General features: G+C 41.4%; 12 protein-coding genes and 1 tRNA gene. 4 read left to right on the top strand and 9 right to left on the bottom strand.

The features are described 5' to 3' along the window. The first annotated feature begins 157 nt into the window (after positions 1–157). A complete protein-coding gene (locus tag ACKPQ4_RS04915; protein ID WP_407680093.1) occupies positions 158–607 on the top strand; it encodes a plastocyanin/azurin family copper-binding protein in 450 nt (149 codons plus the stop codon). Positions 608–665: 58 nt separating this feature from the next. Then, positions 666–2,387: a hypothetical protein gene (locus tag ACKPQ4_RS04910; protein ID WP_407680092.1), complete on the top strand. Its 1,722-nt coding sequence runs from the start codon at positions 666–668 to the stop codon at positions 2,385–2,387. Between the two features lie 49 nt (positions 2,388–2,436). Here the strand turns inward: ACKPQ4_RS04910 and ACKPQ4_RS04905 are convergent, their stop codons facing one another. Further along, positions 2,437–2,766 carry a hypothetical protein gene (locus ACKPQ4_RS04905; RefSeq protein WP_407680091.1) on the bottom strand — a complete coding sequence of 110 codons (330 nt, stop codon included), beginning with the start codon at positions 2,764–2,766 and terminating at the stop codon, positions 2,437–2,439. Positions 2,767–3,119: 353 nt separating this feature from the next. Here ACKPQ4_RS04905 and ACKPQ4_RS04900 point away from each other — a divergent pair, with 353 nt between their 5' ends. Then, positions 3,120–3,704, top strand: a complete 585-nt coding sequence (locus ACKPQ4_RS04900) for a hypothetical protein (protein WP_407680090.1) — start codon at positions 3,120–3,122, stop codon at positions 3,702–3,704. Between the two features lie 24 nt (positions 3,705–3,728). Here ACKPQ4_RS04900 and ACKPQ4_RS04895 read toward each other — a convergent pair whose 3' ends face one another. From ACKPQ4_RS04895 to ACKPQ4_RS04880, 4 genes are all read right to left on the bottom strand, one after another. Continuing rightward, complete coding sequence (locus ACKPQ4_RS04895; protein ID WP_407680089.1) at positions 3,729–4,076, bottom strand: hypothetical protein; 348 nt, start codon at positions 4,074–4,076, stop codon at positions 3,729–3,731. Between the two features lie 85 nt (positions 4,077–4,161). Further along, positions 4,162–4,254: transfer RNA gene (locus ACKPQ4_RS04890), tRNA-Ser, on the bottom strand. 319 nt (positions 4,255–4,573) lie between these two features. Beyond that, positions 4,574–5,068, bottom strand: coding sequence for a hypothetical protein (locus ACKPQ4_RS04885; RefSeq protein WP_407680088.1), 495 nt, complete (start codon positions 5,066–5,068; stop codon positions 4,574–4,576). Positions 5,069–5,082: 14 nt separating this feature from the next. Then, positions 5,083–6,495, bottom strand: a complete 1,413-nt coding sequence (locus ACKPQ4_RS04880) for an SEL1-like repeat protein (protein ID WP_407680087.1) — start codon at positions 6,493–6,495, stop codon at positions 5,083–5,085. 94 nt (positions 6,496–6,589) lie between these two features. Between ACKPQ4_RS04880 and ACKPQ4_RS04875 the strand changes: the two genes are divergently transcribed. Further along, positions 6,590–7,063 (top strand): hypothetical protein, encoded by a 474-nt coding sequence (locus tag ACKPQ4_RS04875; protein WP_407680086.1) that lies wholly within the window; start codon positions 6,590–6,592, stop codon positions 7,061–7,063. Between the two features lie 17 nt (positions 7,064–7,080). Here the strand turns inward: ACKPQ4_RS04875 and ACKPQ4_RS04870 are convergent, their stop codons facing one another. From ACKPQ4_RS04870 to ACKPQ4_RS04855, 4 genes are all read right to left on the bottom strand, one after another. Then, positions 7,081–8,379 (bottom strand): DUF1343 domain-containing protein, encoded by a 1,299-nt coding sequence (locus tag ACKPQ4_RS04870; protein ID WP_407680085.1) that lies wholly within the window; start codon positions 8,377–8,379, stop codon positions 7,081–7,083. Beyond that, entirely contained in the window at positions 8,380–10,128 is a 1,749-nt protein-coding gene (locus tag ACKPQ4_RS04865) for a glycerate kinase (RefSeq protein WP_407680084.1), read from the bottom strand. 18 nt (positions 10,129–10,146) lie between these two features. Next, complete coding sequence (locus tag ACKPQ4_RS04860; RefSeq protein ID WP_407680083.1) at positions 10,147–11,922, bottom strand: Rne/Rng family ribonuclease; 1,776 nt, start codon at positions 11,920–11,922, stop codon at positions 10,147–10,149. A gap of 63 nt (positions 11,923–11,985) precedes the next feature. Next, complete coding sequence (locus tag ACKPQ4_RS04855; RefSeq protein ID WP_407680082.1) at positions 11,986–13,203, bottom strand: FtsW/RodA/SpoVE family cell cycle protein; 1,218 nt, start codon at positions 13,201–13,203, stop codon at positions 11,986–11,988.

The following is a 13,203-nucleotide window of genomic DNA, read 5'->3' as shown; positions in this document are numbered from 1 at the left end:
TGATGGCCATTGGCCCCATGGATCTCACTTTCACGGAGATTCAGACTTGTACAGAACGACCATGACTATTTTGATGCTGGAAGTCTATTACCGCTACGCACCGATGACTAAGGTCTAACCCTTTAGAAAAAGCAATCCCCTAACCAACCCTAACGCCATGAGTCGAATTCTATCCATTCTTTTCTTCACCTTCTCACTATCACTCGCTGCTAAGCCTGAACCGGTAAAAGAAGTGATTATTTCCGGAAATGACGCCATGCAATTTGATATAAAAGCTTTTCAGGCCAAGCCGGGCGAATCAATTCGACTAACCCTAAATAATGTCGGGTCCATCCCCAAAATCGCTATGGGTCATAATTGGGTATTATTAAAAAAAGGGGCGGATGCAATCGCGTTTGGTCAAAAAGTTTTAGCATCTGGAGGAAGTGCAACCAATCCACTCCCAAAATCCCTCCTAGGTGATGTTTTAGCACATACTAAACTGCTCGGACCAGGGGAATCAGAGACCATATCTTTTACGGCACCTACAATTGCAGGGGACTACGAATATGTATGTACTTTCCCTGGGCATTTTGCGATGATGCGAGGAAGCATGGAGGTTAAATAACCTTCCCCTGCTTTATTCAAAACCCGTCAAACTTTACGTCCTCTAAAATTGTCCAGCTGTGTCCGATCCCATTAAAGAAGCAAGAGTACTAGAGAAGGGTAACTCACAAGGTACATTCTCCAAGTATTTGACCTTCACAAAAATTAATGGACCGGGAATGTGGCTTGCACTTGCAGCACTGAGTGCAGGTTCACTTATAGGCTCCTTGGGACTTGGGCAGAGACTTGGAACAGAAGGCCTGTGGGTCCAGGCATGGGCAATGTTGCTGGGAATGTTTTCTTTATGGGCCGTGAGCCATATCACCCTAAATTCTCAACAGAGCTTATTTACATTGCTCAAAAATGAATGGAATCCGAGCCTAAGTTGGTGGCTAGCTGGTGCCGCCATGCTCACAAACTTTGCATGGTGCATGCCCCAATTTAAATTTGGGGCTGAAATTACAGGTTCTCTCTTGTTTCCCGTCTTAGGTAGCAAAGCTGGAAAGATTGGCGTGGCAGTGATCATGCTAGGCCTATCTATATTTCTTTCCTTTTGGTATGAGAGGTCCGGACTTAGGTCCAAACTCTTTCAATGGACCCTGAGATTGATACTTTTGTCGCTATTCGCTTGCTTGCTTACCTCTGTGATCATTGCCCTGCCCAAGTCTGATATTTCGATTACCAATATCTTGAGTGGATTTATTCCATCCCCCACTCATTTCAATGAAGTTAGTAGTTCTTACCATCCCTTGTTAGAAAAAACAGGGGACTTTCGTTCTTTTTGGGAGGAACAACTCGTAGTAAGACAAAAGGAACTGACTTTGATCACTTTTTCATCGACGCTTGGTATCAACCTGCTCTTTGGACTCCCTCTATTATTGTTGGGAAGGGGGTGGAAAAGAGGGCATAATGAATTTGCTAAATTCAACCTCTTCTCAGGGCTGTTTATTCCATTTCTTCTTTGTTCATCCTGCATAACTCTACTTTCAGCGGTTGCACATCAAAGATTGATTGATGAACCGATTGAATCCATTGAAAAAAACTCTCTATTCGTGGAAAAAGAAAGCTCTGGTCAGGTTCATGATCTTTTAGCTCTTCGCGTCAGCAACGAGATTGGAAAACATGAATATAATGCATTGGCACCATTCCAACAGGAAGAAAAAATAAATGACCTCTCTCTAGCAGATCAAAGACTCGCTAAACTTGTTATCAGTTCAAATATTAAACAATGGATTCTGTCCTTTAGTCAGGGAGGAAATGAATCTCTAAAATATTTGCTTGGAGTTTCGGTTATTCTAATCTCTTTTTCTACAATTGTGGTTTTAATGGTGCTTAATGGCCACTTAGTTTGCGAGGTTTTGGGAAAACCGCACAAAGGTGCTCCCTTTCAATCTGGCTCTCTACTCTTAGCTCTTGCTTCGGTAGGTCCATTCGTCTGGTCAAACCAAGATTCTTGGGTAGCAGACCCTACTTACTTCTTTAGTCTCGCAATCCTTCCGTATGCCCTGCTTTCTTTTCTTCTCATGCTGAATAGTCGCGAGCTTTTAGGCAGGGAATGTCCCAAAGGAATAACGGGGATAATCATCAACTTGGGTGCTGCTTTATCATTTATTACTCTAGGCGCGAGCTCAGCTTATCTAGCATGGAATCACAAATGGGAGGGATTCCCAATTGGGCAGACCCTAGTCGTCTTGATTGGTATATTGCTATTAATTGGTTACTTCTCTTTAAAAAACAAAAAGATCATTAATCGATTGTCTGGTTTGGAGACCAGGCTGCAAAAAGCTGAAAAAAAAATTTAAGCCGTCTCTCGTAAGTTAGTTGGCAGGACAGCTAACCACATTAAAGAAATTATTTCTTTTCCAAAGGAATCCATCTTCGAGTTTCGGTTCCATTCTTTTGTACAGAATGCAGGACCCAAGCCTCTCCGGTTGAGGTGTCAAGTTTGACTAATCTTTTGTAAAGGAAAGGTTTAGAGTCCTGAGAATAATACTCTGCACTGACAATTTGAAACTTTCCATTTTTTGTAGAACTACCAGAAAAATTAGGTGGTGGTGGAATATTAACCGGCAAAGAAGGGGGCCTTTTATTCGGCTTGGATTGGGCAATACTCTCAAGTGAACTTGCTGGAAAGATTGAAATAAAAGACAAAATAGTAAATACATTTAAAAACTTTTTCATGATTCTGATCAATGAACTAAATTTAACTATTGTTAAACTCTAATATTTTCATGAATGGACTTTATAAACAAAAAACTCCCCCGGTCTTGCCCAAACCGAAGGAGTCTAAGTGAACAATTACGTTCGCGAATAGTTCAACCTAATTATGAGTTCTTTTGCAACACTTTAAATCAATCAAAAAATCTATTTAAACAACTATTCGTATGAAAAATTATTATGATACTAAAAAACCGAAAAAAATGATTATTATTTTTCTTTTCGCCACGAATATCATTGATTTTAAGTTTACGGTTGCTCCAAGCGCAATCATGCTTAGCAACTATAGCATACTATGTTTCTGACTATTTTATTACATGCATGACCTACGACTTATCGGAATTACTTTTTTAGGGATCATCTTATTTTTTACGAGTTGCCGTAAATCTTCAGTAACATCTATACCTAACGCCCCTCCTCCCTACCCTAGTTTCCCGGTTCCTCAAGAAAGGTACCAGTCCTCTCAAGTATATGGTGGTCAGCCGAGCAACTCCACCTACATACCGCCTTACAGTGAACCGACTAACTACCAGAAGTCAGTTTCTTCTGAAAACCAATCCTTTTACACCCCTCCCCCTGCAGGTCCTCCCAGGCAACGGATATATGAAAAACCTACTCTTCAATCCCAACCCTATCCAAGACAGGGACAAGAAACTAACTCTGCAAGGTTTACTCTAGAGGCAAGAGCAGACCTTTGGGCATTAGTTCAAGATGACAAAGGTGCGGAATTACAATGGTTAAAAATGAAACCTGGAGAAACATCTACGATCTCCCACAGCGGTGACCTAACTATCACCTGCTCATCAGGCGATAAATTATTAATTAAGGACAAATTTGGCAAAAAGATTGAGACTAATCCAAATGCCAGTGGCATTTCGATCGTTCGTTTAGCTGCGAACTAGAGTTTTTAATTCAAAACAAACGACTTAGGGCAGTCGTATAATACCGTTGTCTTTACTGAATGTATTTCCCTCCTCAAGAAGTTGAGGCGGAGGGTGGGCTAGGGTGATATCTATAGATGAGCATATACCTTGAGAAAAATGAAAGGTAATCAAACTCCAATCAAAAATCTCTCCAGTTTCTTCATCTTTTACAGGTCTACGATAGTCCCACAAATAATCCGATTTTTGTCCAAGGGTTCTTCCTTCTGGTTGCCCCATCAAGTCTTCCACCTCAATTCCGTTTCTCCCCAAAGTCAAATATTCTAAATTTGACTTCTTGTAGAAAGAAGAGGCGGTTGAATTTGAACCAATTCCACTTGGACTACTTCTCAAAGCAGTGCGATTGCACCCAACGAAGACAATCATTAAGAGTAAAAAACTTAAAAGGCTTATCCGTTGCACAATAAAGAGGTTAAAATGGCGGAGAGAACGGGATTCGAACCCGTGGAGGAACGATTAGTTCCTCACCGGTTTAGCAAACCAGCGCATTCGACCACTCTGCCATCTCTCCTATTAGGCTTAATAATTAAGCCTTTACGACACAATTCCGATTGATTATCTTGACAACCCGTCCTCAATAAATCCTCATTATTCGCAGGTATGAAGCGAAGAATTAAGGAATTAAAGGTTGGGGAAACTGATGTCATAAAGGTTAAAAATCGAGAAGGTGATAAAGTATCTTTTCGAGTCATAAGAATCAAGCTCGGAAATGGTAAACTAAAGTATCGTGGCAAAAGAAAAAGGAAACTCATCAATCATTAAGGCTTTTGAAAAATACTGATATTATAGATTTTTTATTTTACCATGCTTGTCGAGAAGCAGCTAGCAACCTAAGCGGTTTGTTCAGGTTCTTGCTTGGAACATAAAATCTTGAAACACAGACGGGCAAGAATGAAACTGGAGAGTAAATCCAATGGGAAATTGAAAGTTAATTCCAAAATGACTCCGATATCGACTAGTGATTCAATATGTAAAATGAGCTGGTCCAGGACTTCCATAAAACTCCCCAGTAAAATTAGGTAAAATCCGTTAATTTCGCACATCCGACTCGTTTCATCACGTAATTCAGATTGTGGGCTGATTGAATCATCCAACCAAGTAAGGATAATTCTTCTCCCACTTAAAAAGGTTCCAACTCCAATCAAAATTAAGGCAATATTTTCTTGATCACGGACAAGCTTTTCAACTTTTTCATGTCCTTCAATATCGGATTGAGCAATCAGAATAAACTGAATTACCAGGGGAATAATTAGCAAAAATACTAAACCTGCTACAAAGGCAGAAAACTTTTTATTTCCAATAATTATAGATAATTTATCATTCATAATCTAAAAAAATGTTATTTCTTCATAATTTTTCGTAGAGATAGCAAATTCTTCTCAGCCAAATCGTCTCCACGCTTTGCAGCCACTTCAAGCCACCTCAACGCTTCATCTACATTTTTTGAAATACCCTTTCCCCGCAAATACATGATACCTAGATACCTTGCAGACTCCGCATCTCCCAGATTGGCACACTTTTCAAAAGATTTAAATGCATCCTCCATAGATTTTGATTTAGAACTTCCCCAGTACACCTTTTTAGCATCTTCTCGAATCTGGTCAACTGGGGGCATGAAGGCTGGTTGGCTTTGAGTAGATTCACCTGGTAGAGGGGTTATTGCGGGCTCCTTGATAGGTTCCGACACAGGGTCAGTGTTAGCAGGCTCGGTTTTTCCATATACCGAGGGTAAACGAAAAGGTTTATCAACGGGACTCGAAAACTCTGTGTCAGAATCCAATTTTGTTTCAGCTGGAGTGGCCCAATCATCTGTATTCTCCTTATTTATGGAAATATTTTCAATATTTTCTGTTTCAATCCTCTCGGGAGCTGGATTAAAGAGCTTTTCATATTCCTCGAGCTTTTCCTCAGCCCCAGCTTGGTGAACTTCCAAAGCCTTTTCTGCATATTGATAGGCAAGATCTTCTCTGGATGAACCAGTTAAACCGTAGGCATAAAAATCAGCCACCATTAATAAGGAGAGCCCAAATCCTCTATCTGCAGCTGCTTGGAAATGAACTAAGGCAAGAGACTTGTCTTCCTTCACTCCCAATCCCTCCAAATAGCATCTGCCCAGGTAATGATGTGCCCCAGGCAATTTTTGGTCTATTCCCTGTTGTAATAAGTTTATGCCCCTTTGCCTAGTTGCATCCTCATCACCAACCAACGAATTGGATAGATCGTGAAGTTTGATTAAAGCACTTTGAACACAGGCTGGAGCGTAGCCTGAATTAGCTGAAGCCGAATAGTATTCAGCTGCCATTTGCATATCTTGCTTGAGAATGGTCTGGACCTCCTCGGCAGTAAAAATTTCAGCCAATACATATAACGCGACCGGATCCCCAATCGCTGCCTGTTTAATTAATTTTCCATCAGGATCACGAAATGATTTGAACAAATATTTAGCAACTAATTCAGAATTGGGTCCCATCGGTTTATATCTTGCCAAGTACCCAAGTACAAAATTGCCCAACCAATGTCCACGACTGGCGGAATTTTCTGCATAAAACCTAGCTTCGAGAAAAGAGACATTAAGATTTTTGTCTCCGTGCAAATGACAAAGAGCCAAAAATCCTTGGGCAAACGCGTCACCAGAATCAGCCGCATCTGTCAGAGCAGAGAGGTCGGACTTTAGCCAGCGGGCCCCTTCATTCCCACAAAGTACTTGATTCGCGATTAAAACGGGTAAAAGGTATAGTAAGATACGACTCATGTATGTTATAGATTATTCCTACGCTAGATGCCTTTGTCTACGCAAGTTCGCATTAACCAAAAAACACCTTCCACCCTCAACTTCTTAAATTTTCATGATCGAACCAAGTGATGGATCCTCAACCTTGCGTAGTCCAGGCAAAGAACCCATTCGGCAATTTGTTATCTACACCGAGCACAAAGTTGGTTGGTTAAATGACTTTATTTCAATGCTTAAAGACGAGAATATTGATATTCTCGCGATTTCAGTCCTTGATACTACGGACAGTGCGGTTATCCGCTTGATCCCAAACTACCCAAAAGATCTAGCCAGACTACTTAAAAGTTTATCTATAAGCTTTACCGAACGAAAGGTTCTTGCTGTTGAGTTAGAGAAAGAGGATTCATTTCAAAGTCTGACCAAAGCCTTACTCCGAGCTGAAATAAATATTCATTATGTATACTCATTTATGCATCCACCAAATGGTAAACCTGTACTCGCGGTTGCTATGGAAGATGAGGATACTGCCGAAGAGGCTCTTCGGGCTTATCAGCTTAAAATTCTATCCCAAGACGAATTAATCCGCTGAGGAAATAGGCTGTTTCTTTAGTAGAGAAGATAGGACTTGTTCTTGCGGCTAAAGGCGGCAACCTCAGAGTCCCATCTGAGTAGAAAAGGCCTAGGGTCAACTTCACTGTCTTTGGTTTTAATATGTTTCCACCAAGCACTGGAACCAACATGTTTATTAAAGAGATTAATCTCAGATTGCTTGGCGGTTGAGAATGGGCTTGGATCTTGCCAACGGGCAGTTAACTGCATCATAGCAAAGGCAAGCTCAGTCGGTCGCCAAACAGACCAATCTTGAATTACTAGGTAAACGCCCCTAACAGACTTGCCTGAAGCATTGGATGTTTGTTTAATTTTGTATGACAATCCCTTGAGATTAAGGTTTTCCAATGCACGCTTTAACTCCTCGGGTGATTTCCCGTCAAAAGTTAGTAATCGAAAAGGATACTTCGTACCAATTCCATGTTTGAATTTTCCCATTTGAGCACCAAGCCCCGTCATTGGATAACCAGCTACAGAATCAAGAGTAGGAATATTTGGTGAGGTTGGACGCCAAACCAATCCCGTACTTGGCCAGGTCATATTTCTTTTCCATCCGATCATTGGAACTAGGGTAAGTTTTCCTTTCCTTCTTACCTTATCTTCAATTTTTAAAACACCAGGTATCTGTTTTGACCAAAGTGCAATCTCTGCAATGGTCATCCCGTGAACAAAGGGCATAGGAAAGGCTCCGACATAACTAATCCATTCTGAATCAATCATTGGACCGGCGGTTTTTAAACCACCTAGAGGATTGGGCCTATCCAATACAACCACTTCTACACCCTCTTCAAAACAAGCTTCCATCACATAACGCATGCAACTAATATATGTGTAACAACGAACCCCGACATCTTGGAGATCGATCACTAAACAATCCAAGCCTCCGAGCATTTTTGAAGTTGGTTTACGGAACTTTCCATAAAGGGAATAGACAGGCAGATTGGTTCTATGATCAATTTTATCATCTACTGGAACAGAGGCTTTCTCGTCTCCGTAAATACCGTGTTCCGGACCAAACAGGGCAACAAGATTAACCTTACTGGTATTGTGCAAAGTCAAAACGGTACTTTTCCCTAATGAATTGACCCCAGCAGGATGAGTGAGCAGCCCTACTCTCTTGTTTTGCAAAATATCAAATTCACGGTCCTGCAAATAATCAATACCGAGTCTGATGTTTGAACTAGCCAGGCAAAAAGTTGTAAAGGGCCCGAAAATTAAGCAGATCAAACAGACCTGTAAAAGTGAAAAGTTTCGGCGGAAATTTTTTGCCCTTAATCTAGTTATTTCACTATTCATTTATTTTTTGTAGAACTTGCTGAAAATTTTGTAAAGAAAGACCGCGAAAACTCCCATAAATATACCCAAAACTGAACCACCTAAAAACATAGGAGGAAAAGTGTCCAATAGCCTCAACAACTCTTTCATAGAAAACTCAGACCAATCATAGTTTCTACTAAGAAGATTATTCTTCGGATACTTCAACCCCATCAAGTTGATCAAAATCATTCCTATTTTATAATCAGCAAAATAAATCGGGCCCATGGTTAGGGGGTTTGAAATCCACTGCAGGGCAATAATCAAGGGAAGGTTTGCCCGAACAAGTAGAGAAACGAAAAACACCACAATCATTTGGATACCCACGATTGGAAGCATTGATATCCAAATCCCCCAAAATAGAGCAGCCTGCATGGAATGGCCTTTAAATGACCAAAGGTACGATCTTTTATAAGCAGTTTCAGCAAACCATTTAAGAACAGGGTATCGATGAATATTCGACCTTCGTGGAAGAGGTTTGAGGAATTTCTTCACCCTACGAATTCTTTTAAACCTGACCTCTTTACTAATCGGTGGCTTGAAATCCAAATTATTTTTTCGATCTTCAAGGACTTTACGACAGGAACTCTTTAAATTGTCCGGCCCAGCCCTGAGATTATCTAGCAATGAGGTATTTTTTTGGGCAATTGGAACAAAGAATACATTAGGGAATCTCTTGTTACAATTATCCACCAAGTCCAAATCAATTGAACCGCAAAACAATACCGCTTTTTTATTGGCAATCTTAGCCAGTGATAGCATCTGAAACGGACCTTTGCCCCGGCAGGAGGTTTGATCAAACTTACCTTCACCAGTAAAAATTAAATCAGCTTTTCTGACTTCATTCTCGAGGTCTAACCATTTACTAACCAATTCAAACCCACCTACCAGTTTGACATCTCCAATCAGTGACAATCCAAAACCGATGCCTCCAGCTGCACCTGCCCCAGCCATTTGAGATAATCGAACAGCCTGAGGAAAAAATTCCTTTAATTGATCGAGCATTCGAACCATTGAAGCTTCTAAATTATTGAGCTGGTTAACTTTCAAACCCTTTTGGAGTCCAAATTGTTTGGTAGCTCCATCTTCACCGAGCAAGGGGTTATCAACATCGCAAGCAATGCGAATAGGCGGCATAGAGGCAATGTCAGAATGACCAAATAAGGAAAGATTTGACCAAGTATCCGGACTAGGAAATTTGATCGTTTGACCATTGGTTTCCCCAAACTCCATCCCAAGAGCACTAAGAGCTCCAATGCCAGCGTCGTTAGTCGAACTCCCACCTATTCCCAAAAGGATACAATCAGCTTCATTGGCTTTGGCATGTAAGAGCAGTTCACCCACGCCTACCGTTGAAGTACGCCAGGGATTTCGTTGCTCTGGTGGCAGGTCGCTCAATCCACAAACCGAAGCCATTTCCAAGACCGCCAACTTTCCAGAAGTAGGAAGATCTAGCAATGTACGAACTGAAGCATTCAAGCTTTCAATGAAGACCATCCCAATCTCAACTATTTTTTCTTCACCAATAGAATCTTTAGCTCGAACTTTTATAATCTCACCCTCGTACTTAGGGGTTAAGATCTCAACGAAACCTTCACCTCCATCCGTTAAAGGGCAAGAAATGACTTCTAAACCGGAAGAAACATCAGATGCAACTTCCTTAACCAAAGCACATGCATCCTGAGCTGAAAAGGAGTCTTTAAACTTATCAAATGCGGATAAAATTCGCATTTTTTGATTATTTAAAAATTAGCGGATTTCATTTCCATTTGATTCGTCCACCACTTTGAAATTTTCCATATGGTAGCTTTCCTCTCCTTGGAAACTAATTTGTAGACCATAATTTTTTTCCAACTTGGATAAGAGTGAAGCATCTGGACCGCGCAATCTACGCAATACCGATGGGTGTAAGAAAACCTTCAGGGTTGAAGAGTCATGACCATCTGCCTTAATTCGGCGTACTGCATTGGAAACAAGTCGTTGAATTTCAATACTTATAGATCTTGGCGATTTAACAATTCCGCGACCTTTGCAATACGGACAGGGTTCGTAAACGCCGCTAGAATTACTTTCATCATGCCGTTGTCGCGTGATCTGCAAAATTCCGAGCTCTGAAATGGGCAAAACATTGTGCTTGGCTTTGTCATCAGACATCGAGGCTTTCATCTTTTGAAAGACCTTACGCTGATCGCTCCGGTTTTTCATGTCGATAAAATCGACAACTACGAGCCCGCCCAAATTCCTGAGTCGTAGCTGGCGCGCTACTTCGGCCGCAGCTTCCAAATTTGCCTGTAAAATAAAGTTTTTCCCGTCCTTACGGTTCCCCTTATGGCTACCAGTATTGATATCAATTGATACTAGCGCCTCAGTTTCCTCCATCACTATTTCACCCCCTGATGGTAACTTCACACACCTCATAAAAGTTTGTTCGATTTGGCGCTCTATATTAAAGCGTTGGAAGATAGGTATTTCTTCCTCAAATAACGAAACTTTTGCTTTGGACTTTGGAGATATTCTCTGAATTGTATCGATTAAGCGCGTATAATCCTCACGGTTGTCTATCTGTACTCGATCGACATCGTCAGTTAGGAAATCACGAGCCGTTAATCCAATCAAGTCGGGTTCCTCATATAGCATACAGGGATCCTTCTCATTTTTAATCCTGGATTCAATTTGATCCCATTGCTGCATCAAAATATGAAGATCTCGGACAAAAAAGCGTTCAGGTTTATTTTGCCCGACCGTACGGATAATAACTCCCATTCCTTCCCTAAGAGAAAGGTTACCAATAATACGCTTAAGCCTTTTTCGCTCCGCCTTATCTTCTATTTTACGAGAAATTCCACATTGTCCAGCATAAGGCATGAGTACAAGAAACCTACCAGGCAAAGAAAGATTAGTGGTGGTTCGAGGTCCCTTAGTACCGATCTGTGCCTTAGTTATCTGGACAACAATTTCCGAGCCAATTGGAAAAACTCTAGGAATATCCGAGACGGACTTTGCCTCGTTTTTACCTCTAGATTTCTTTTTATTTTCAAGAACGATTTCAACTGATGGATCGTTATTTGCACCGGGTAACATATCCCAGTAATGCAAAAATGCATTTTTTTCTTGGCCAATATTTACGAATGCCGCTTTAAGACCGGCTTCGAGGTTTTGTACCTTTCCTTTAAAAATTGCCCCTACCATTCGATCCTTATCAAGCCTTTCGATGTCAAATGCTTGAAGGATACCATTTTCCATCATTGCTACACGGCGCTCGAGGGCTTCTGTATTAATGATAATTTCTTTATAATCCTCTTTCTTTTCTCGGCGAAAGAATGACATAATACGTTCCCGGATTGGACGATTCTTCGCCCTCTCCAGAGCCGCATCTCTCAATTCTTTTTTATCAATTAAGATAGGAGGTTTTTCCAAAGGGGCGGCACTTAAGTCGTTTTTGGGCAATTTTTCTCCTGAATTGTCTTCAGGGGATTGTTTTGATCTGTTTTTCGAGGAGGCTCTGCGCCTATTTCTTCTGGCCATGATAGGAGGTGTTGAAGAATCCAACCCTCATCTGAACAACGCGTACATTTGGTCTAACAAGTTTCACAAGACAGACTTTCGATAACGAAATACACTTTGTACCATTCCAAGCATAAGGAAACAAACGACCATGAAGGAACCACCATAACTCAGAAAGGGCAAGGGCAGCCCTGTTATGGGGGTGATTCCAATAGTCATTCCGACATTGATGAAAATATGAGTCATCAAGAGGACGGATACGCCAACAGCCAGCATCGAACCGAAACGATCTGCGGCTTGAGCCGCTACCCGTAGACAACCGAAGACCACAAGGGATAACATCCCGATGGCTAGACTGCCCCCAAGTAATCCTGATTCTTCAGCAATTACGGCAAAGATGAAATCGTTGTGGGCCACCGCAGTTGGTAAATATCCGAGTTTGGCTTGCATCCCTTCCCCGAGACCTTTGCCGGAGATGCCACCAGTGGCGACTGCGATAAGGGCTTGGATGCGGTTCCAATTCGAACCCACACCTTGTGGGTCTTCGACTTCGGGCGCAACAAAGGTAAGAATGCGTTTGCGTTGATAATCCTTGAGTGGAAGGAGTGAGGAGTCCTCGTATGCCACCACGGCATCCGAGGGTTTGGGATTCTCTAGTTTATATTGATAGTAGTTAAATAAATCGAAGCCTAACAAACCAAGCAACACCACGAATACGACAAACGTGGAAATAAAAAACTTAGTTGGCATGCGGGCGACGTATAAAAGTGAGAAGGCAATTGGTGGAAATACCAAAGTAGATCCTAAATCTGGCTGTAAAAAGATCAAGAACATTGGCAACGCAAAACAAGCCGCAACCTTGAGAATCCCTCTTAAGGAATCCTGCATGTCTCCGACTTTAGATCGGGCTAGCAAACTTGCACCGAATATCATCGTTGACCACTTGGCAATTTCAGACGGTTGCACTTTGAATAATCCGAAGTCAATCCACCTGCGTGCACCATAAATCATTGGGCCACCAAAAACCAAAAGTAATCCAATAATTACCAGGAAATAGAAAATATGGGCGTACCTCATCCACAATTGGTAGTTAATTACCGAAACCACAGCATAAAGAGAAAATCCAATTACAGACCAAAGAATTTGCATTTTCCAATAATTTCCACCCCCAAAAGCTTGGGCAGAATGAATAAAGATAATACTCATAAGACACAGACCGAGTAAGCATAATGGAGTTAGCCAATCCCATTTAGTCTCCTCAGGGATAAGCGAGTCCTGCTCCAATGGATCTGACTTCCTCAC

The organism is Candidatus Chordibacter forsetii, assembly GCF_964187505.1.
GTDB classification, from domain to species: domain Bacteria; phylum Verrucomicrobiota; class Verrucomicrobiia; order Opitutales; family Seribacteraceae; genus Chordibacter; species Chordibacter forsetii.
Note: the sequence above shows the minus strand (reverse complement) of the source record. Positions and strands in the feature narration are given on the sequence as shown.